Genomic DNA, 19,333 nt, shown 5'->3' with positions numbered 1-19,333 from the left:
CCCCGCTCAGAGCGGCGGCATGCGGGCGATGTCCTCGTCCACCAGTTCCATCGCCATCACCAGCGCGTCCTCACGGCCGTTGTCGGCGGGGTAGTAACGCGGTCGCCGGCCGATCTCGTTGAAGCCCTCGCTGTGGTACAGCGCGATGGCCGGGGCATTGGACGGGCGCACCTCCAGGAACACCCGCACCGCGCCGCGCTGGCGCGCCACCCGCACCAGCTCACGCAGCAGCCGCCGGCCATGGCCGCGCGACTGCACCAGCGGGTCCACGCAGACATTGAGCACGTGCGCCTCGTCGGCGGCGAGGCTGAGCATGCCGTAGCCGACCAGGCCGTCTTCCACCTCGAGGATCCGCCCGGGATAACCGGCGCGCAGGCAGTCCTGGAAAATGCCACGCGTCCACGGGAAGGGGTAAGCGCGCAGCTCGACCTCCATCACCGCGTCCAGGTCGTCTTCCTGCATCGGCCGCAACACCGGGCCGGCCGGTCGGGCCTGCGCGTTCATTGCCGCTGCTTCCGCCGCAGGCTGCGCAGTTGCGGCCACAGCGCGCGCTTGGCGGCCGGGTTGGCACGCAGCTCGTCCAGCGGCCAGCTGTCCATCAGTGCACGCGTCTGCGGGTCATTCGGGTTGCAACCGGAGGCGCGCAGCAGGGCGATCTGCAGGCGGTCGGGCATGCGCAGGCCACCGCCGCGGCGTGGCAGGGTCGCCGCCGATGCCGGGGACGCGGGCCTGTCCGGCGTGGTCGCCGGGGCCTCTGGCGCGCGGGCAGCCTGCTCACGGCGGGCGGGCGGGGCGGCCGGGCGCGCCGGCGTCGGGGTACGCGCCGGCGCGATCTCCAGGGCGACCGGCGGCGTGGCAGCCTCCATGGCAGGCGGTGCGTCCAGCGCACTGCCTTCCAGGTAGACCGTGTAGCCCATCGCCTGCAGCAGCGCCTGCTGCTGCGCGGACCACAACGGCGCGGGCGCGAGCCCGGTCATTCCACCTTGCCGGCCGGCGCGCGCCGGCGCAGCAGCAGCCACATCACCGGCCCGGAGATGGCATACAGGATGCCCACCACGAACAGGGTGCGCGGCAGGTCCACGACCATGATGGCAATGATGATCGGCACCAGCGCCAGCACCACGAACGGCACGCGCTCCGAGCGCGGCCCCTTCTCGTTGCCGCCCTTGAAGCTCCAGAAGCGGATCCGGCTGACCATCAGCAGGCCCGAGACGATCGTCACCGCCAGCGCCACGTAGCGCAGCTGCTCGCCACTCCAGCCCAGGTTGCCGTCGGCAAAGGCCCAGACGAAGGACATCATCAGGCCCGCCGCGGCCGGGCTGGCCAGGCCGACGAACCAGCGCTTGTCGACCGTGCCGACCTGGGTGTTGAAGCGCGCCAGCCGCAGCGCGGCGCAGGCGGCATACAGGAACGCGGCCGACCAGCCGACGCGGCCGAGGATCTCGCCGTCGAACTTCAGCGAGGACAGCGCCCAGTGGTACATGACCAGCGCCGGCGCCATGCCGAAGCTGACCAGGTCGGCCAGCGAGTCGTACTGCACGCCGAACTCACTGCTGGTGCCGGTCAGGCGCGCCACGCGGCCGTCCAGGCCGTCCATGACCGCCGCCACGAACACGGCGATGCTGGCGTTGACGAAGTCCCCGTTGGCGGCGGCGATGATCGCGTAGAACCCGGCGAACAGGCCGGCGGTGGTGAACAGGTTCGGCAGCAGGTAGATGCTGCGCGAACGCGGTGGGGGTCTCAATTCGTCCATGCCGCCCAGTTTAATCGACTTGCCAGCCGCGTCACCGGGTGCTGCAATCGGCCCCCTGCCCGTCCGCCCTGCCCGGAGTCGCCATGCCCGTCCTGCCCCGCCTCTGCTGCCTGCTCCTGCTCGCCAGTTCCGCCGCCAGCGCCGGGCAGCTCTACAAGTGGAAGGACGCCAATGGCGTCACCCAGTATTCGGAGCGGCCGCCGGTCGGGCAGAAGTACGAGACCCGGCAGATCACCCAGAGCGGCGCGCCCAGCGTCCAGGCCGAACCTGCGGCGGCGGCCGCACCGGCGACGGTCGACAACCTGCAGTGCGCCTCGGCCCGCCACAACCTGGAGCTGCTGTCCAAGCCCAACCCGGTGATGCGCGATACCGACGGCGACGGCAAGCCCGACCAGACCCTGGACGACGGCCAGCGCCAGGCCCAGAAGCGCCTGGCCGAGTCGATGGTGGCCACCTACTGCAAGCCCGCCGCGAGCCCCTGAGCAGGCAGGTCGGGCACGGCTTGGCGGCGCAGCCGCCCCAGCGGGCCGCGAGGCTGGCAAAATAGGCGATTCCGCCGTTTTGCGAAGCCCCTCCCATGCGCCTTTCCCGCTTCCACCTGCACACCACCAAGGAAACTCCCGCCGACGCCGAGCTGGTCAGCCACAAGCTGATGCTGCGCGCGGGCATGATCCGCAAGCTGGCCTCCGGCCTGTACACCTGGTCGCCGCTGGGCCTGCGCGTGCTGCGCAAGGTGGAAGCCATCGTCCGCGAGGAGATGAACCGCGCCGGGGCGGTGGAACTGCAGTTGCCGACCATCCAGCCGAAGGAGCTGTGGGAGGAGACCGGGCGCTGGCAGAAGTTCGGCGGCCAGCTGCTCAAGATCAAGGACCGCAAGGAGCAGGAGTACTGCTACAGCCCCACCGCCGAGGAAGCCATCACCGACTTCGCGCGCCAGGAGCTGTCCAGCTACAAGCAGCTGCCGGTCAACTTCTACCAGGTGCAGACCAAGTTCCGTGACGAGATCCGCCCCCGCTTCGGCGTGATGCGCGCGCGCGAGTTCCTGATGAAGGATGCCTATTCCTTCCATCTGGACGACGCCAGCCTGGTCGCCGAGTACGAGAACATGAAGGCCGCCTACACCCGCATCTTCACCCGCCTGGGCCTGGAGTTCCGTTCGGTGCAGGCCGACTCCGGCGCGATCGGCGGTGACGCCTCGCAGGAATTCCACGTGATCGCCGATTCGGGCGAGGACGCGTTGGTGTTCTCCACCGGCTCGGATTACGCGGCCAACGTCGAGGCCGCCATCGCCGCCGACCCGGCCGCGCGTGCCGCTGCCGCCGAGGAACTGCGCAAGGTCGAAACCCCGACCCAGAAGACCTGCGAGGACGTCGCTGCGCTGATGGGCATCGCCCTGCTGCGCACGGTCAAGTCGGTGGCGGTGATGACCACCGAGGATGAATTCGTGCTGGCCCTGGTCCGCGGCGACCACGAGATCAACGAGATCAAGCTGGCCAAGGTGACCGGCCTGCGCGATTACCGCATGGCCAGCGAAGCGGAGATTGCCGACCACCTGGGCAGCGAGCCGGGTTTCCTGGGCCCGTTGAATCCGCGCAAGGCCATCCGCGTGGTCGCCGACCGCGAGGTCGCGGCGATGGCGGACTTCGTCGTCGGTGCCAATGAAAAGGGATTCCATATTGCCGGCGTCAACTGGGGCCGCGACCTGGCCGAGCCGGAAGTGGCCGATATCCGCAACGTGAAAGCCGGCGACCGCGCCCGTGACGGCGGCGAACTGAAAATCGCGCGCGGCATCGAAGTGGGCCATGTCTTCCAGCTGGGCCGCCAGTATGCGCAGGCACTGAAGGCCACCGTGCTGGACGAGAATGGCAAGGCCGCGGTGATGTCGATGGGCTGTTATGGCATTGGCGTATCGCGCATCGTCGCCGCCGCCATCGAACAGAACCACGACGACGCCGGCATTATCTGGCCGGTGGCGATGGCACCGTGGCAGGCGGTGGTATGCATGATCAACCCGAAGCAGGATGCCGCCATCACCGCGGCCGCCGAATCGCTGCTGGCCGAACTGCAGGCCGCCGGCGTCGACGCGGCGCTGGATGACCGCGGCCTGCGCCCGGGCGCGATGTTCGCCGACATGGAACTGATCGGCATCCCGCACCGCATCGTGGTTTCCGAGCGCGGCCTGGCCGCGGGCACCTTCGAGTACCGGGCCCGCACCGCCAGCGAGGCGGAGAATCTGGACAAGGCGGCGGTCCTGCAGAAAATCGCAGGCTGAGCAGAAAAAGGCCGGGATATGTTCCCGGCCTTTTTCATTCCTGCATCACACAACGCACGTTATGTAGTTTGTCATCCGTACATATGGCCCGGTATGCTGTTTGCCGCTGCCACGGAGTGGCTGTCTCGAATCCATTTCCCTGGAGTAACCCATTAGATGAGTATTGATCTGTCCGGCCTGTCGGCCAAGGAACTTGCCACCCTGATCCGCGACGCGCAGAAGCGCAAGACCGTCGTGGCCAAGCGTCTGCCGATCACCAAGGTCCGTGCGCAGCTGACCGCTGCCGCCAAGAAGGCCGGTTACACCATCGAGGAACTGTTTGGCGGCGCCGCGCCGAAGGCCGGTCGTCCGGCCAAGGCCGCCAAGACCAGCGCCCCGAAGGCGGGCCGCAAGCTGGCCAAGGTTGCCCCGAAGTACCGCAATCCGGCCAATGCCGAGGAAACCTGGACCGGCCGTGGCAAGCAGCCGCGCTGGCTGGCCGAGCTGACCGGCAAGGGCCGCAAGGTCGAGGATTTCCTGATCCAGAAGTAATCTGGATAATCGAAATCAAAAACGCCGGCGCAAGCCGGCGTTTTTATTTGGCCCCGGCGTGCCCGCGCACTACCGGATATATATATGAATCTGAAATTACAGATTCTGGTTCTTGCGCGCCGGGATCAGCAGGTTGCCAAACAGCAGCCCGGCCACCAGCGCCATCACCACATTCACCACGGTCAGCAAGGCGGATTCACCGGCATTTACATTCTGCTGCTGGATCAGGCTGAGCACCCCACGCAGGCTGATGCTGCCGGGCACCAGCATGATGATGCCGGGCAGGCGCACGATCGCGCCGGGGCGCTTGGCCAGCCGGCCAAACAGGTTGCCGGCGGCGGTCAGCAACATGGCCGCCAGGAAGATACCGGCCGGCCCGCCCCATAGCAGCCCGCCATAACGCGAGATCGCATAGCCGGCCACCGAGGCGGCGATCACCCACGGATAATCGCGGACACTGGCGCGGAACAGCATGGCGAAGGCGAACGCCGCCACCAGCACCGAGCCCCACTCCACCCAGTTGGACTGCGGGCGCGAGGCCCGCACCACCGGCTCCAGCCCGATGTAATGGGCGATGGTAACCGCGATCATCGCGCCCACGGTGAGTTTCATGATGGTGGTCAGGGCACCGGCGAACCGTGCCGTGCCCGATACCCAATGCTGGCTGGCCAGCTCGTTGACCGCGTTGGTCAATGCCATGCCGGGCAGCAGCACCACCAGCGAGGCGATGATGGTGGAGTTGAGGTTGAGCGGGCCGATGAAGCTGGCCACCAGGACCGCCACGAAGCCGGCCAGCAGCGCCGCCAAGGCTTCGCTGGCCTCGCGCGTGGCCACCCGCCGGTCGGTGTAGAACAGCAGCAGGCCGATCAGCAGGCCGGTCACGCCGGCGGTGGCGATATCCAGCCATGGCAGCCGCCACAGGCCCGCCACGCCGGCCGAGCCCAGGGTGAAGGAGGTCAGCATCGCGATCCGGTCGCTCAGGCCCGGGTCACTGTCCAGCTGGCGCAGCGCGGTATGGCCCTGGGCGATGCTCATGCGCCCCCCGGCCACCGCGTCGGCGATCTCGTCGGCGATGGCCAGCTTGTGCAGGTCGGTGCTGCCCGGCCCCATCCGGATCACGCGGGTGATGTCGCTGGAGCCGATCGCGCGGGTCGGGTCGCTGAAGCTCAGGATCAGGCCGGTCGGGTTCGACCACGGCTCGCAGTCCAGGTCCAGCTGCTGGGACAACGCGACCACCGAAGCCTCCAGCCGTTGCGCGGTGGTGCCGTAACTGTGCAGCCGCCCGGCCATCTCCGAGACGAAGGCCACGCGCTGTGCATAGGTGGCCCGTGGGGGCGCGGGAGCAAGGGTTTCGGCAGACATGGCCATTAGTATCGCCTGAAGCCGATGCAATACTCATCCGGGTTGTACGGACGTCGGGTTATCCTCGGCAGCGGATGCCACCAATGACAGACATTTCCCCACCCCAGTGCGCGCAAGACCCTGATGCCGAAGGCCGGTTGCGGCTTTCCGGCAGCTGGACGCTGTCCACCGCGCTGCGCTCGATGGAGGCGCTCAAGGCCAGCCCGTCGCCGGTGACCACCATCGATGCGCGCGGCATCGACCAGCTGGATTCGGCCGGCGTACTGCTGTTGCTGCGCTTTGCCAGCAAGGCTGGCCTGCAGGAACATGCCCTGCAGTTCCGCGACGAGCATCAGGCACTGGTCTGCACCATCGACGAGGTCGCCGACGAGCGCCCCAAGCCACAGCGCGACTACGGCGTGGCGGCGGCACTGGAACGCCTGGGCCGCTCGGTCCACGCCATCGGTCGCAACATCGTGGTGCTGGTCAGCTTCCTGGGCGAGAACCTGTCCAAGCTGGCGCGCCTGGTGCGCCAGCCGCGCCGCTTCCGGATGACCGCCGCGGTCAACCAGATGGAAGAGGTCGGGCTGGACGCGGTACCGCTGGTGGCCCTGCTGTCCTACCTGGTCGGCGCGGTGATCGCCTTCCTCGGCTCGACCATCCTGCGCGACTTCGGCGCGGAGATCTTCGTGGTCGAGCTGGTCAACATCGCCTTCCTGCGCGAATTCGCGGTGCTGCTGACCGCCATCGTGCTGGCCGGCCGCACCGCCAGCGCCTTCACCGCGCAGATCGGGGCGATGAAGGCGCGCGAGGAGATCGATGCCATCCAGACCCTGGGCCTGGATCCGGTTGACCTGTTGGTGCTGCCGCGCGTGGTCGCCCTGCTGCTGATGCTGCCGTTGCTGACCTTCATCGCGATGATCGCCGGCCTGGCCGGCGGCATCACCGTCGGCGCCTTCGACCTGGGCATCCCGCCGCAGATGTACCTGGCGCGCATGCACGAGACGATGGAACTGCGGCACTTCCTGGTCGGCATGTCCAAGGCCCCGGTGTTCGCGCTGATCATCGCGCTGATCGGCTGCCTGGAAGGGCTCAAGGTCGAAGGCACGGCACAATCGGTGGGCGAACGCACCACCTCCAGCGTGGTGCAGACCATCTCGCTGGTCATCATCCTCGACGCGCTGGCCGCGTTGTGGTTCATGCACATGGGCTGGTGACGATGGCCATCGCATCCAGGAACGACGAGCGCACTTCCGAACTGGCCATCCGCGTGCGCGGGCTGGTCAACCGCTTTGGCAGCCAGACCGTGCATGAGGGCCTGGACCTGGACGTGCGGCGTGGCGAGATCCTCGGCGTGGTCGGCGGCTCGGGCACCGGCAAGTCGGTGCTGATGCGCTCGATCCTGGGCCTGCGCAGGCCCGACGAAGGCCAGATCGAGGTCTTGGGCGTGGACGCACGTTCCGAGCATCCGGCCGACCGCCTGCAGATCGAACGCAACACCGGCGTGCTGTTCCAGGACGGCGCCCTGTTCTCCTCGCTGACCGTGGGCGAGAACGTGCAGGTGCCGCTGAAGGAACACCATCCCGAGCTGGACGAGCGCTGGCACTACGAGCTGGCGCTGCTGAAGGTGAAGCTGGCCGGCCTGCCGGCCGATGCCATCAACAAGCTGCCCTCGCAGCTGTCCGGCGGCATGCGCAAGCGTGCCGGCCTGGCACGCGCGCTGGCGCTGGACCCGCCGCTGCTGTTCCTGGACGAGCCCACCGCCGGGCTGGACCCGATCGGCGCGGCCGCCTTCGACCGCCTGATCAAGACCCTGCAGGAAGCGCTGGGCCTGACCGTGTTCCTGATCACCCACGACCTGGACACGCTCTACGCCATCTGCGACCGCGTCGCGGTGCTGGCCGACCGCAGGGTCGTGGCCAATGCGCCGCTGCCGGAAATCGAACAACTCGACCACCCGTGGATCCGCGAATACTTCCACGGCCCCCGCGCCCGCGCCGCGCGCGGCCTCCAGCCCGAGCACGTGTGACCATGGAAACCAAAGCCAATTACGTCCTGATCGGCGCCTTCACCCTCATCGTCGGGGTGGCCCTGCTGGCCTTCGGCCTGTGGGCGGCGAAGTACTCCTCCGACCGCACCTGGCAGGAGTACCGCGTGGTCTTCACCGAGGCGGTCACCGGCCTGTCGGTCGGCAGCCCGGTGCAGTACAACGGCATCGCGGTCGGTTCGATCACCGAGCTGACGCTGGCGCCGGACGACCCGCGCAAGGTCATCGCCAAGCTGCGCCTGAACTCGACCACGCCGGTCAAGACCGACACCACCGCCAAGCTGGCCATCACCAGCCTGACCGGCCCGTCGATCATCCAGCTCAGTGGCGGCAGCCCGCAGGCCACCGCCCTGGCCGTGGCCAGCAAGGAACCCATCCCGACCATCGCCACCGCGCCCTCGGCCCTGCAGAACATCACCGACGTGGCCAACCGCGTGGTCGAGCGCATGGACGAGCTGCTCAGCGACGAGAACGTCGGCAAGATCTCGGCCACGCTGAGCCACCTGGAAACCATCAGTGGCGGCCTGGCCGACCGCGACAAGGGCACGCAGGCCCTGCTGGTCGAGGCCCGCGACGCGGCCCGCAACCTCAACGCCACCTTGAACACCGCCAATGGCGCGATCGCCCATCTGGACCAGAACGTGCTGCGCCAGTTGCCGGCCACGCTGGACAAGCTCGACACCAGCCTGTCCAAGCTGGATTCGGCCGCCGGCAACGCCGATGCGATCCTTGGCGAGAACCGCGCCGCGATCAACAGCTTCGCCAATGACGGGCTGGCCCAGCTCGGCCCGACCCTGACCGAACTGCGCGGCCTGATCCGCGACCTGCGCCGGGTCAGCGACCGGCTGGAGAACAACCCTGCCCGCTACCTGCTCGGCCGCGACGCACCCAAGGAGTTTGAACCGAAATGACCGTCCTTCCCTCGATCAAGCGATTCGCTCCGCTGTGCCTGCTGGTGCTGGCCGGCTGTTCGGTGCTGGCCGGCGGCGACCGCCAGTCGGTCACCATCTACGCACCGCAGGTGCGCGTGCAGGCCGACCCTGCCTGGCCGCAGGTCGACTGGCAGCTGGTGCTCGCCAAGCCCAGCGCGGCGCGGCTGGTGGACAGCCCGCGCATCAACGTCCGCCCCAGCCCGGGCGAACTGGAGGTCTACCGGGGCGCGACCTGGTCGCAGCCTGCCACCGACATGCTCGAGGACACGCTGCTGCGCGGCTTCGAGGACTCCGGGCGGATCGCCGCGGTGGCACGCATCGCCACCGGCATCCGCTCGGACTACAAGCTGACCACCGACCTGCGCCGCTTCGAGGCCGACTACCGCGGCGGTGACACGCCCGCGGCCACCATCGAGCTCAATGCCAAGCTGATCCACAGCGTGGACCAGCGCGTGGTCGCCGCACGCACCTTCGTGGTCGCCGAACCGGCCGCGTCCGCCGACATCCCCACCGTCGCGCGCGCCTTCGAAACCGCGCTGGACAAGGTCTCCACCGACCTGATCGGCTGGACGCTGCTCAGCGGCCAGCACGATGCGGCGCGGCAGCCGGCGCCGCGATCCAGCGGAAAGTAAGGTTGATCCGCTCGCCCATCGGGCGGGCGGTCTTCGGCAGGGCGTGCTGGTAGTGGCGCTGGGTATCGCCGGCCATCACCAGCAGGTCGCCGTGGCCGAGCACGAACTCGGTGACCTGCGCCCGGTCATCACGCCGCCGCAGCAGGAACCGCCTTGTCGCCCCCAGGCTCAACGAGGCGATCAGCGGCTGCGTGCCGAGTTCCGGCTCATCGTCGCTGTGCCAGCCCATGCTGTCGCGCCCATCACGGTAGCGGTTGGCCAGCACGCTGTTGAAGCGCGCGGCGCAGCTGTCATGCAGGCGTGCACGCACCGCCTGCAACACCGCCGGCCACGGATGCGGCACGAAGTCGGCGCCGGAATAGCGGTAGTGGGCCTGCGGATCACCGATCCAGCAGCTCAGGCGCGGCGAATCCACCCAGCGGCCGAACATGCGGATGCGGTGCACCTCCCACGGCACGCTCCGCTGCAGGTCATGCAGCAGGGCATCGGCGTCGGGGGCAGCCAACCAACCGGGCCAGTGGCAGACAGACCCGGGTACGGCATCTGCCCTGGCAGCGTCCTCCCGTTCGGTTTGCTCGTTCATGCCCCACCCTTCAGAATCGCCCTTCGACAGCGAAGCCCCGCACCACCGGCTTCGCATGCCATCGTCCGCTCCTGATAGTGCCATGACTTCTCCTCCGCACCGCTTCCTCATCCGTCAACGCTGGCGTTTGGCCCGCAGCCTGGCATTGGCCGCAGGATTGCTGCGTAGTCTCGTCCAACGCGGGATCGGTGGCACGATGCAGGCCATCGGCAGGCGCATGCAACCGCACCCGGTCGCGTCGACCAAGCCGGCGCCCGTGCCCCCCCGCAGTGCATCGGGAAGCGGCAGATTGCTGCTGTTCATTGACCTTGCCACTCCCACTCCCAGCCGCGATTCCGGCTCGGTGCGCGCTCATCGCATCCTGCAGTTGGCCCACGAGTTGGGCTGGTCGCTGGCCTTCATGCCCGACAATGGCCAATTGCCGGATGAGAGCGCGCGGCTTCTACATGCACTGGACATCGAGCTGGTCGGCACGCCCGGGCAACCGCGCCTGGATCGCTGGCTGCAGCACCACGGGCACCGGGTCGAAGCGGTGTTCCTGTGCCGGCACCAGGTCGCCAGACGCCATCTGCAACTGCTGCGAGCCTTCACCCCCGCACGGATCATCTTCGACACCGTCGACCTGCATCACGTCAGGCTCGAACGTGCCGCGCAACTGCATGAGGACGCCACACTCTTGAAGCAAGCGCGGCAGGCGCGCGCCGAGGAATTCCAGCTGATCGCCGAAACCGACGCCACGGTTGTCGTCAGTCACGCCGAACGGGAGTACCTGCAACAGGCCGGCGTCGCGCAACCGGTGGTGGTGCTGTCCAACATCCATGATGTGGTCGTCGCCGAGCGTCACATCGAGAACACCGCCGGGCTACTGTTCGTCGGCGGCTATCAGCACCACCCCAACCGGGAAGCCATCGCGTGGCTTGTCCAGGACATCATGCCGTTGCTGCGCAAAAGCGTGCCCGGCGCGGTGCTGCACCTGGTCGGCGAGATGCCGCAGGCCGACGTGGCACGACTGGCGGCACCAGACATCATTGTGCACGGCCATGTACCGGCCATCGAACCGTTCCTGCGCGACAGCCGCATCAACCTGGCCCCGCTGCGCAGCGGCGCAGGCGTCAAGGGCAAGATCAACCAGGCGATGAGCCATGGCCTGCCGGTAGTGGCCACCTCGATCGCGGCCGAGGGCATGTTCCTTCGACATGGCGAGAATGCACTGATCGCAGACAGCGCCGAGGCCTTCGCCGCGGAAGTAGCACGCCTGCATGATGACCCGGCCCTGTGGCAGCAACTCTCGCTCAATGGCTATCGCAACATCGAGGAGCATTTCTCCTCGAACCTGGCACGTCGCACGCTGGCAGCGCTGCTGCCTCCGGATTGAAGAACCGCGCAGCTGGCACCTGACAGGCAAGTGCTCGGCGCACTTCGCCATTCCTGCGGCAGCGAACGCTGGCCGGCAGCCCGAAGAAGCTGCCGGCCCATCAGATTCGCCTCAATGCCGGAACGGCACGCCGGTCTTTTCCTTCAGCTCGTCATCGCTGACGCCCGGCGCCGCCTCAACCAGCACCAGGCCATCGTCGGTGACGTCGAACACGGCCAGGTCGGTGATGATGCGATCGACCACGCCCACGCCGGTCAACGGCAGCGTGCATTCCGGCAGCACCTTGTGCTCGCCGTTCTTGGCGGTGTGCTCCATCAGCACCACCACGCGCTGCACGCCGGCCACCAGGTCCATCGCCCCGCCCATGCCCTTGACCATCTTGCCGGGCACCATCCAGTTGGCCAGGTCGCCCTTGTCGGTGACCTGCATGGCACCGAGGATGGCCAGGTTGATGTGGCCGCCGCGGATCATCGCGAACGAATCATGGCTGCCGAAGTAGCTGGCGCCGGCACGTGCGGTGACGGTCTGCTTGCCGGCGTTGATCAGGTCGGCGTCCACCTCGGCCTCGGTCGGGAACGGGCCGATGCCGAGCAGGCCGTTCTCCGACTGCAACCACACGTCCACGCCTTCGGGGATGTGGTTGGCCACCAGCGTCGGCAGGCCGATGCCCAGGTTCACGTAAGCGCCGTCGGTCAGCTCACGGGCCGCGCGGGCGGCCATCTCATCACGGGTCCAGGCCATCTCAGTTCCCCTCCTGACGCACGGTGCGCTGTTCGATGCGCTTCTCCGGCGTTGCGTTCAAAACAATGCGGTCCACGTAGATGCCCGGCAGGTGCACCTGGTCCGGGTCGATCGCGCCCACCGGCACGATTTCCTCCACCTCGACCACGCAGACCTTGCCGGCCATCGCGCAGGCCGGGTTGAAGTTGCGGGCGGTCTTGCGGAACAGCAGGTTGCCGGCTTCATCGGCTTTCCAGGCCTTGACCAGCGACACATCCGCCTTGAGCGCAGTCTCCAGCACGTAGTGCTTGCCGTCGAACTCGCGGGTTTCCTTGCCCTCGGCGACCACCGTGCCGTAGCCGGTGGCGGTGAAGAAGGCCGGGATGCCGGCCCCCCCGGCGCGCAGGCGCTCGGCCAGGGTGCCCTGTGGGTTGAACTCCAGCTCCAGCTCGCCGGACAGGAACTGCCGCTCGAATTCCTTGTTCTCGCCCACGTAGGACGAGATCATCTTCTTGATCTGGCGGGTCTCCAGCAGCTGGCCCAGTCCGAAGCCATCGACGCCGGCGTTGTTGGAGATGGCCGTAAGACCCTTGACCCCGCTGTCACGCAGGGCGGCGATCAGCGCCTCGGGAATGCCGCACAGGCCGAAACCGCCCACGGCCAGGGTCTGCCCATCGGCCACGATGCCGGCCAGGGCCTCGGCGGCGCTGGCGAATACCTTGCCGCGTTTGCCGGTCGGGGTTGGGAGATCACTCATCGCTTCTTGCCCACAGTAACCAAGGATGAGCGCATTCTAGCGGCGTTGCGGTGACGGCTACCTTGGACCTTCGTCCAGCGCGCAGACAGCCAACGGCCCTGCAGCCGACTAAACTAGGCGGCATCTCTCCCTCGCAGGATGCAAGCATGCCCCTTCCCGCTTTCAAGGCCTATGACATCCGTGGCCGGGTTCCGGAAGAGCTCAACGAGGACCTGGCCCGCAAGATCGGCAAGGCCCTGTCTGCCCAGCTGGCGCCGGGCACCGTGGTGCTGGGCCATGACGTCCGCCTGGCCAGCCCGGCCCTGCAGGATGCGCTGGCGGCAGGCCTGCGCGGCGAAGGCCGCGAGGTCATCGACATCGGCCTGTGCGGCACCGAGGAGGTCTACTTCCAGACCGGTCACCTGCAGGCGGCCGGTGGCGTGATGGTCACCGCCAGCCACAACCCGATGGATTACAACGGCATGAAGCTGGTACGTGAACAGGCACGCCCGATCAGCTCGGACACCGGCCTGTTTGCCATTTCCGATGCGGTGGCCGCCGATGACAGCGCCCCGCAGCCGCCGCGCGCCGGCCAGCGCGCCGAGCATGACAAGAGCGCCTACATCCAGCACCTGCTCAGCTACGTGGACGTCTCCACGCTCAAGCCGCTGAAGCTGGTGGTCAACGCCGGCAACGGCGGCGCCGGTGCCATCGTCGACCTGCTCGCCCCGCACCTGCCGTTCGAGTTCGTGCGCATCTGCCATGAACCGGATGGCAACTTCCCCAACGGCATCCCCAACCCGCTGCTGCCGGAAAACCGCGCCGCCACCGCCAATGCGGTGCGCGAGCACGGTGCCGACTTCGGCATCGCCTGGGACGGCGACTTCGACCGCTGCTTCTTCTTCGACCACAGCGGCCGCTTCATCGAAGGCTATTACCTGGTCGGCCTGCTCGCCCAGGCCATCCTGTCGCGCAATCCGGGCGGCAAGATCGTGCATGACCCGCGCCTGACCTGGAACACCGTGGAGATGGTCGAGGCGGCCGGCGGCGTGCCGGTGCTGTGCAAGAGCGGCCATGCGTTCATCAAGGAGAAGATGCGCGCCGAGAACGCCGTGTATGGCGGCGAGATGAGTGCGCATCATTACTTCCGCGAATTCGCCTATGCCGACTCGGGGATGATCCCCTGGCTGCTGATCGCCTCCCTGGTGTCCAGCAGCGGCCAGTCACTGGCCGAACTGGTGGAGGACCGCATGGCCCGTTTCCCGTGCAGCGGCGAGATCAACTTCAAGGTCAGCGATGCCAACGCCGCCGTGGCACGGGTGATGGCGCACTTCGCCAGCCAGTCGCCGGCGCTGGACCATACCGACGGCATCAGTGCCGATTTCGGTGCCTGGCGCTTCAACCTGCGCAGCTCCAACACCGAGCCGCTGCTGCGCCTGAACGTGGAAACCCGCGGTGACGCCGCGCTGCTGGCGCAGCGCACCCGCGAGATCTCCGAACTGCTCTCTGCCTGAGGACACCCATGAGTTCGATCCTGCCCGTCATCCTGTCCGGTGGTTCCGGCACGCGCCTGTGGCCGCTGTCGCGCGAGGCTTATCCCAAGCAGTTCCTGCCGCTGACCGGCGAGCGCACCATGCTGCAGGCCACCTGGCTGCGCGTGGCCGACGTTGCCGCGCATCCGCCGATCGTGGTGGCCAACGAATCGCACCGCTTCGTCGCGGCCGAACAGTTGCAGCAGGCCGGCACCGCGCCGTCGGCGATCCTGCTCGAGCCGATTGGCCGCAACACCGCACCGGCCATCGCCGCCGCCGCGCTGGAAGCCCGTCGCAACGGCGATGACCCGTTGCTGCTGGTGCTGCCGTCCGATCACCTGATCAACGACATCACCCGTTTCCACCAGGCCATCGCCCAGGCCGCGACCATCGCCGAGCAGGGCAAGCTGGTCACCTTCGGCATCCAGCCCACCGCGCCGGAAACCGGCTATGGCTACATCAAGGCCGTGGCCGGTGATGGCCCGCGCACGATCGAGCGTTTCGTCGAGAAGCCCGACCTGGCCACCGCCGAAACCTATGTCGCCTCCGGTGAGTACTACTGGAACAGCGGCATGTTCCTGTTCCGCGCCTCGCGGTACCTGGAGGAACTGGAACGCCTGCAGCCGCAGATCCTGGCCGCGTGCCGCACCGCATGGGAAAAGGCACGCCGCGATACCGACTTCATCCGCCTGGATGCCGACGCCTTCAAGGCCAGCCCGTCCGACTCCATCGACTACGCGGTCATGGAAAAGACCGGCGATGCCGCCGTGGTGCCGCTGGATGCCGGCTGGAGCGACGTTGGTTCGTGGACCGCGCTGCGTGATGTCTCCGAGCAGGACGCCGACGGCAATGCACACCGTGGCGACGTCATCGCCATCGACTGCCGCAATACCTTCGCCTATGGCGACCGGTTGATCGCGATGGTCGGGTTGGAGGACGTCATCGTGGTGGAGACCAATGACGCGGTGCTGGTCGGCAAGTCCGACCGCATGCAGGAGGTCAAGGACGTGGTTGCCCAGCTCAAGGCCGATGGCCGCAGCGAGGCCACCTGGCACCGCAAGGTCTACCGCCCGTGGGGCGCCTACGACTCCATCGACCACGGCGAGCGTTTCCAGGTCAAGCGCATCACCGTCAAGCCCGGCGGTACGCTGAGCCTGCAGATGCACCACCACCGCGCCGAGCACTGGATCGTGGTCAGCGGCACCGCCGAGGTCACCCGTGGCGATGAGGTGCTGCTGCTCACCGAGAACCAGAGCACTTACATCCCGCTCGGCGTCACCCACCGCCTGCGCAACCCAGGCAAGCTGCCGCTGGAACTGATCGAAGTGCAGTCGGGCAGCTACCTCGGCGAGGACGACATCGTGCGTTTCGAGGACACCTACGGCCGCGCCTGACCACGGCGTGGCGATGGCATGAAAAACCCCGGGATTCCCGGGGTTTTCCTTCTCACGTCATTGCCCGGAACGGAGCTCGGCAATCACCTTTCGCAGGCCATCCTGCCAGGGCGGCAGCACGATATCGAAGTCGTGCTGCAGCTTATGGTTGTCCAGCACCGACCACGACGGTCGCTTGGCTGGCGTCGGATACTCCGCGCTGGAAATCGCCTCGACCGTCGGCACCTTGTCCATCAGCCCAGCAGTCACCGCTTCGGCGAAGATCGCCTCCGCGAAACCGTGCCAACTGGTCTGCCCCGAAGCCGTCAGATGCCAGATACCGGACAGCCCCCCCGGATGCTGCAGCGCCTTCACCGTAACCTCGGCGATCAAGGCCGCGCTGGTCGGCGTACCGATCTGGTCAGCCACCACGCGCAGCGCATCGCGCTCGGCGCCAACCCGCAGCATCGTGCGCAGGAAGTTGCCACCGTGCGAGGCGTACACCCACGCCGTACGGAAGATCAGGTGCCGGCCACCGGCCGCACGCACCGCGGCTTCGCCATCGCGTTTGCTGGTGCCGTAGACACCCAGCGGCGCGGTCGGCTCGTCCTCACGGTACGGCGCCGTGCCCTGGCCATCGAACACATAGTCGGTGGAGTAATGCACCATCGGTACGCCGTGCGCTGCGCACCAACGGGCGATCACGCCCGGTGCCTGCGCGTTGGCGGCAAATGCGGCCTCCGGCTCCTGCTCGGCGCGGTCCACGGCGGTGTAGGCCGCCGCGTTGATCACCACGCCAGGACGGATGCGATCAAGCAAGGTCGTCAGGTGCTCCGGCTGGGTGAAGTCGGCCGTTTCGCAGTCGCGCCCATCGGGCAACCGGCCGCTGCGCGTGGTCGCCACGACCTCATCCACGCCGTGCAACGCGCGCAGCAGTTCCTGGCCAACCTGGCCGTTGCCCCCGAACACCAGCACGGTCATGCGGCGTAAACCGGAAGACGGTCTTCGGGGATGTCCTTCAGGAACGGCGCGGCCTCGTCCTTGCCGGACAGGGTCGGGCCGCTGATCGGCCAATCCACGGCGATGTCGGCGTCGTTCCAGCGCACGCCGGCGTCGAACTCCTTCAGGTACACCTCCGTGCACAGATAGCTGAAGAGCGCGCGCTCGGACAACACCGCGAAACCATGCGCAAACCCCTCAGGGATCCACAGTTGACGCTTGTTCTCTGCACTCAGAACAACCGCCTCCCATTGACCGAAAGTGGGCGAACCACGGCGGATGTCCACCGCCACGTCGTAAACCTCCCCCTCCAGCACGCTGACCAGCTTGCCCTGCGGGCGCGGCCATTGGTAATGCAGGCCACGCAGCACGCCCTTGCTCGAGGAGGAGACGTTGCTCTGCACAAACCTGTCCGGCAGTCCGAGCGCACCGAAGCGCTCTGCATTCCAGGTCTCGAAGAAGAAGCCACGCTCGTCGCCAAACACCGCCGGCTCGATGACCACGCAGCCCGGCAACTTGGTTTCAATCACTTTCACGGAACAATTCCCCGTTGCAGCAGCTTCTGCAGATACTGGCCGTAGCCATTCTTCAACAGCGGCGCAGCCAACGTTTCAAGCTGTTCCGCGCTGATCCAGCCTTGCCCGAAGGCGATCTCCTCCGGGCAACACACCTGCAGGCCCTGCCGCGTCTGCAACGTCTCAATGAAATTGGAGGCTTCCAGCAAGGAGGCATGGGTGCCGGTATCCAGCCAGGCGTAGCCGCGCCCCAGCGGCTCCAGGTGCAGGTTGCCTTCGTCGAGATAACGCTGGTTGAGATCGGTGATCTCCAGCTCACCGCGTGCCGAAGGTCGCAGCTCCGCGGCGTAGTCACTGGCCTTGCCGTCGTAGAAATACAGGCCGGTGACGGCATAGTTGGAGCGCGGCTGCGTGGGCTTTTCGACCAGCCCGACCACCTTGCCATCCTTGTCGAACTCGGCCACGCCGTAGCGCTCGGGGTCGTTGACCCAGTAACCGAACACCGTCGCGCCGTGCGCACGTGCATCGGCACGCCGCAACACCTCGCGCAGGCCGGTGCCGTGGAAAATGTTGTCGCCCAGCACCAGGCAGCTCGGCTGTCCGGCGACGAACTCGCGGCCGATCAGATAGGCCTGTGCCAACCCGTCCGGACTCGCCTGCACCGCGTACTGGATGTCCATCCCCCACTGTGAGCCGTCGCCGAGCAGGCTGCGGAACAACGCCTGCTCGTGCGGCGTGTTGATCACCAGCACCTCGCGGATACCGGCCATCATCAGCACGCTCAACGGGTAGTAGATCATCGGCTTGTCGTAGACCGGCAGCAGCTGCTTGCTGATGCCCTGCGTGATCGGATACAGCCGTGTCCCGGAGCCACCGGCCAGAATGATGCCCTTGCGCTGGCTCATCTCAGGCCACCTCGCCCGTGCCGATGCGCTGCAGGCGATAGCTGCCATCCAGCACGCCCTTCACCCAAGCCTGATTGGCCAGGAACCAGTCAACGGTGAAAGCGATGCCTTCCTCGAAGGAGTGGCGTGGCTCCCAGCCCAGCTCGTTCTTCAGTTTGGAGGCATCGATCGCATAGCGGCGGTCATGCCCGGGGCGATCGGCGACATGGGTGATCTGGCTGCTGCGCAGCTTGCCATCCGCGCGTGGACGACGGTCATCCAGCAGTGCGCAGATCGCCTGCACCACCTCGATGTTCTGCTTCTCCGCGTTGCCACCCACATTGTAGGTTTCGCCGACCCTGCCCTTGGCCAGCACCGTGCGTATCGCCTCGCAGTGGTCGGCAACGAACAACCAGTCGCGCACCTGCCTGCCATCGCCATATACCGGCAGCGGCTCGCCGGCCAATGCCTTGGCAATGACCAACGGAATGAGTTTCTCCGGGAAGTGGTACGGGCCGTAGTTGTTGGAACAGTTGGTGGTCAGCACCGGTAATCCGTAGGTGTGGTGGAAGGCACGGACCAGGTGGTCGGATGCGGCCTTCGACGCCGAGTACGGTGAGTTGGGCGCGTATGCAGTGGTTTCGGTGAACTTCCCGGTCTCGCCCAACGTGCCGTACACCTCGTCGGTGGAGACATGCAGGAATCGGAACGCCTCGGCCTTGTCCGGTGGCAGTGCCTTCCAGTAGTCCCGCACGGCCTCCAACAGGCCGAGGGTGCCCACGACGTTGGTCTGGATGAACGCCGCCGGCCCATCGATGGAGCGGTCGACGTGGCTCTCCGCGGCAAAGTTCAGTACCGCGTCCGGCTGGTGCTCGGCCAGCAGGCGGGCGACCAGGGCCCTGTCGCCGATGTCGCCTTCCACGAACACATGCGCCGGGTTGCCTTGCAGGCCGGCCAATGTCTGCAGGTTTCCCGCATAGGTCAACGCATCAAGATTGACGATCCGTACGCCCCTGGCAACCGCCTCCAGGACAAAATTGCCGCCGATGAAGCCAGCACCGCCGGTTACAAGCCACGTGGACACGCGTTGGATCTCCTCTGTACGCCG

The 19,333-nt window shown here is 67.2% G+C and carries 20 protein-coding genes and 1 pseudogene; 10 read left to right on the top strand and 11 right to left on the bottom strand.

The genetic code is table 11. The features are described 5' to 3' along the window. Positions 1–6: 6 nt before the first annotated feature. Genes rimI through pssA form a run of 3 tightly spaced genes read right to left on the bottom strand, consistent with a single transcriptional unit; the run spans position 7 to position 1,753 of the window. Entirely contained in the window at positions 7–504 is a 498-nt protein-coding gene (rimI, locus tag ACIPR8_RS01550) for a ribosomal protein S18-alanine N-acetyltransferase (protein WP_192287692.1), read from the bottom strand. Further along, on the bottom strand, positions 501–977 hold the full coding sequence (locus ACIPR8_RS01545) for an alanine acetyltransferase (protein ID WP_446539953.1): 477 nt from the start codon (positions 975–977) through the stop codon (positions 501–503). The genes rimI and ACIPR8_RS01545 overlap by 4 nt, the downstream gene beginning before the upstream one ends. After that, complete coding sequence (gene pssA, locus ACIPR8_RS01540) at positions 974–1,753, bottom strand: CDP-diacylglycerol--serine O-phosphatidyltransferase (protein WP_132865682.1); 780 nt, start codon at positions 1,751–1,753, stop codon at positions 974–976. The genes ACIPR8_RS01545 and pssA overlap by 4 nt, the downstream gene beginning before the upstream one ends. Positions 1,754–1,836: 83 nt before the next feature. Here pssA and ACIPR8_RS01535 point away from each other — a divergent pair, with 83 nt between their 5' ends. The 3 genes and pseudogenes from ACIPR8_RS01535 to ACIPR8_RS01525 all read left to right on the top strand — a co-directional run. After that, positions 1,837–2,235, top strand: coding sequence for a DUF4124 domain-containing protein (locus ACIPR8_RS01535; protein ID WP_132865683.1), 399 nt, complete (start codon positions 1,837–1,839; stop codon positions 2,233–2,235). Between the two features lie 95 nt (positions 2,236–2,330). Then, positions 2,331–4,025, top strand: a complete 1,695-nt coding sequence (locus ACIPR8_RS01530; RefSeq protein ID WP_446539952.1) for a proline--tRNA ligase — start codon at positions 2,331–2,333, stop codon at positions 4,023–4,025. 156 nt (positions 4,026–4,181) lie between these two features. Then, positions 4,182–4,553 (top strand): annotated as a pseudogene (locus ACIPR8_RS01525) (H-NS histone family protein); the annotation flags it as partial. Positions 4,554–4,652: 99 nt separating this feature from the next. On the opposite strand, the gene ACIPR8_RS01520 reads toward ACIPR8_RS01525, so the two are convergent. Next, positions 4,653–5,918 carry a threonine/serine ThrE exporter family protein gene (locus tag ACIPR8_RS01520; RefSeq protein ID WP_132866223.1) on the bottom strand — a complete coding sequence of 422 codons (1,266 nt, stop codon included), beginning with the start codon at positions 5,916–5,918 and terminating at the stop codon, positions 4,653–4,655. Between the two features lie 83 nt (positions 5,919–6,001). Here ACIPR8_RS01520 and ACIPR8_RS01515 point away from each other — a divergent pair, with 83 nt between their 5' ends. Genes ACIPR8_RS01515 through ACIPR8_RS01500 form a run of 4 tightly spaced genes read left to right on the top strand, consistent with a single transcriptional unit; the run spans position 6,002 to position 9,508 of the window. Then, positions 6,002–7,114, top strand: a complete 1,113-nt coding sequence (locus ACIPR8_RS01515; protein ID WP_192287695.1) for an ABC transporter permease — start codon at positions 6,002–6,004, stop codon at positions 7,112–7,114. Between the two features lie 2 nt (positions 7,115–7,116). Further along, entirely contained in the window at positions 7,117–7,926 is an 810-nt protein-coding gene (locus ACIPR8_RS01510; protein ID WP_132865687.1) for an ABC transporter ATP-binding protein, read from the top strand. A 2-nt stretch (positions 7,927–7,928) separates the two neighbouring features. Then, positions 7,929–8,855: an MlaD family protein gene (locus tag ACIPR8_RS01505; RefSeq protein WP_132865688.1), complete on the top strand. Its 927-nt coding sequence runs from the start codon at positions 7,929–7,931 to the stop codon at positions 8,853–8,855. Beyond that, positions 8,852–9,508, top strand: coding sequence for an ABC-type transport auxiliary lipoprotein family protein (locus ACIPR8_RS01500; protein ID WP_446539951.1), 657 nt, complete (start codon positions 8,852–8,854; stop codon positions 9,506–9,508). The genes ACIPR8_RS01505 and ACIPR8_RS01500 overlap by 4 nt, the downstream gene beginning before the upstream one ends. Here ACIPR8_RS01500 and ACIPR8_RS01495 read toward each other — a convergent pair. Then, complete coding sequence (locus tag ACIPR8_RS01495) at positions 9,453–10,091, bottom strand: alpha-ketoglutarate-dependent dioxygenase AlkB family protein (RefSeq protein ID WP_446539950.1); 639 nt, start codon at positions 10,089–10,091, stop codon at positions 9,453–9,455. The two genes, ACIPR8_RS01500 and ACIPR8_RS01495, sit on opposite strands and share 56 nt — an antisense overlap. A gap of 196 nt (positions 10,092–10,287) precedes the next feature. On the opposite strand from ACIPR8_RS01495, the gene ACIPR8_RS01490 reads away from it, so the two are divergent. Then, entirely contained in the window at positions 10,288–11,466 is a 1,179-nt protein-coding gene (locus ACIPR8_RS01490; protein WP_446539949.1) for a glycosyltransferase, read from the top strand. Between the two features lie 111 nt (positions 11,467–11,577). Here the strand turns inward: ACIPR8_RS01490 and ACIPR8_RS01485 are convergent, their stop codons facing one another. Together ACIPR8_RS01485 and ACIPR8_RS01480 are read right to left on the bottom strand one after the other, a co-directional pair. Then, positions 11,578–12,207, bottom strand: a complete 630-nt coding sequence (locus ACIPR8_RS01485; RefSeq protein WP_446539948.1) for a CoA transferase subunit B — start codon at positions 12,205–12,207, stop codon at positions 11,578–11,580. Position 12,208: 1 nt separating this feature from the next. Continuing rightward, positions 12,209–12,943 carry a CoA transferase subunit A gene (locus ACIPR8_RS01480; RefSeq protein WP_132865693.1) on the bottom strand — a complete coding sequence of 245 codons (735 nt, stop codon included), beginning with the start codon at positions 12,941–12,943 and terminating at the stop codon, positions 12,209–12,211. 146 nt (positions 12,944–13,089) lie between these two features. On the opposite strand from ACIPR8_RS01480, the gene ACIPR8_RS01475 reads away from it, so the two are divergent. Both ACIPR8_RS01475 and ACIPR8_RS01470 read left to right on the top strand, forming a co-directional pair. After that, entirely contained in the window at positions 13,090–14,436 is a 1,347-nt protein-coding gene (locus ACIPR8_RS01475) for a phosphomannomutase (protein ID WP_446539947.1), read from the top strand. Positions 14,437–14,444: 8 nt separating this feature from the next. After that, positions 14,445–15,848 (top strand): mannose-1-phosphate guanylyltransferase/mannose-6-phosphate isomerase, encoded by a 1,404-nt coding sequence (locus ACIPR8_RS01470; RefSeq protein ID WP_446539946.1) that lies wholly within the window; start codon positions 14,445–14,447, stop codon positions 15,846–15,848. A 57-nt stretch (positions 15,849–15,905) separates the two neighbouring features. Here the strand turns inward: ACIPR8_RS01470 and rfbD are convergent, their stop codons facing one another. Genes rfbD through rfbB form a run of 4 tightly spaced genes read right to left on the bottom strand, consistent with a single transcriptional unit; the run spans position 15,906 to position 19,309 of the window. After that, the gene (rfbD, locus tag ACIPR8_RS01465; protein ID WP_446539945.1) at positions 15,906–16,808 is read right to left on the bottom strand and encodes a dTDP-4-dehydrorhamnose reductase; all 903 of its coding nucleotides are present in this window, start codon (positions 16,806–16,808) and stop codon (positions 15,906–15,908) included. Continuing rightward, positions 16,805–17,362: a dTDP-4-dehydrorhamnose 3,5-epimerase gene (gene rfbC / locus ACIPR8_RS01460; protein WP_446539944.1), complete on the bottom strand. Its 558-nt coding sequence runs from the start codon at positions 17,360–17,362 to the stop codon at positions 16,805–16,807. The genes rfbD and rfbC overlap by 4 nt, the downstream gene beginning before the upstream one ends. After that, entirely contained in the window at positions 17,359–18,246 is an 888-nt protein-coding gene (gene rfbA / locus ACIPR8_RS01455) for a glucose-1-phosphate thymidylyltransferase RfbA (RefSeq protein WP_446539943.1), read from the bottom strand. Before rfbA ends, rfbC begins: the two co-directional genes overlap by 4 nt. A gap of 1 nt (position 18,247) precedes the next feature. Then, positions 18,248–19,309 carry a dTDP-glucose 4,6-dehydratase gene (rfbB, locus tag ACIPR8_RS01450; RefSeq protein WP_446539942.1) on the bottom strand — a complete coding sequence of 354 codons (1,062 nt, stop codon included), beginning with the start codon at positions 19,307–19,309 and terminating at the stop codon, positions 18,248–18,250. Between the last annotated feature and the right edge of the window lie 24 nt (positions 19,310–19,333).

This window comes from Stenotrophomonas sp. LARHCG68 (assembly GCF_052871705.1).
The sequence above is the reverse complement of the archived record's forward strand: the minus strand, read 5'-3'. Positions and strand labels throughout refer to the sequence as shown.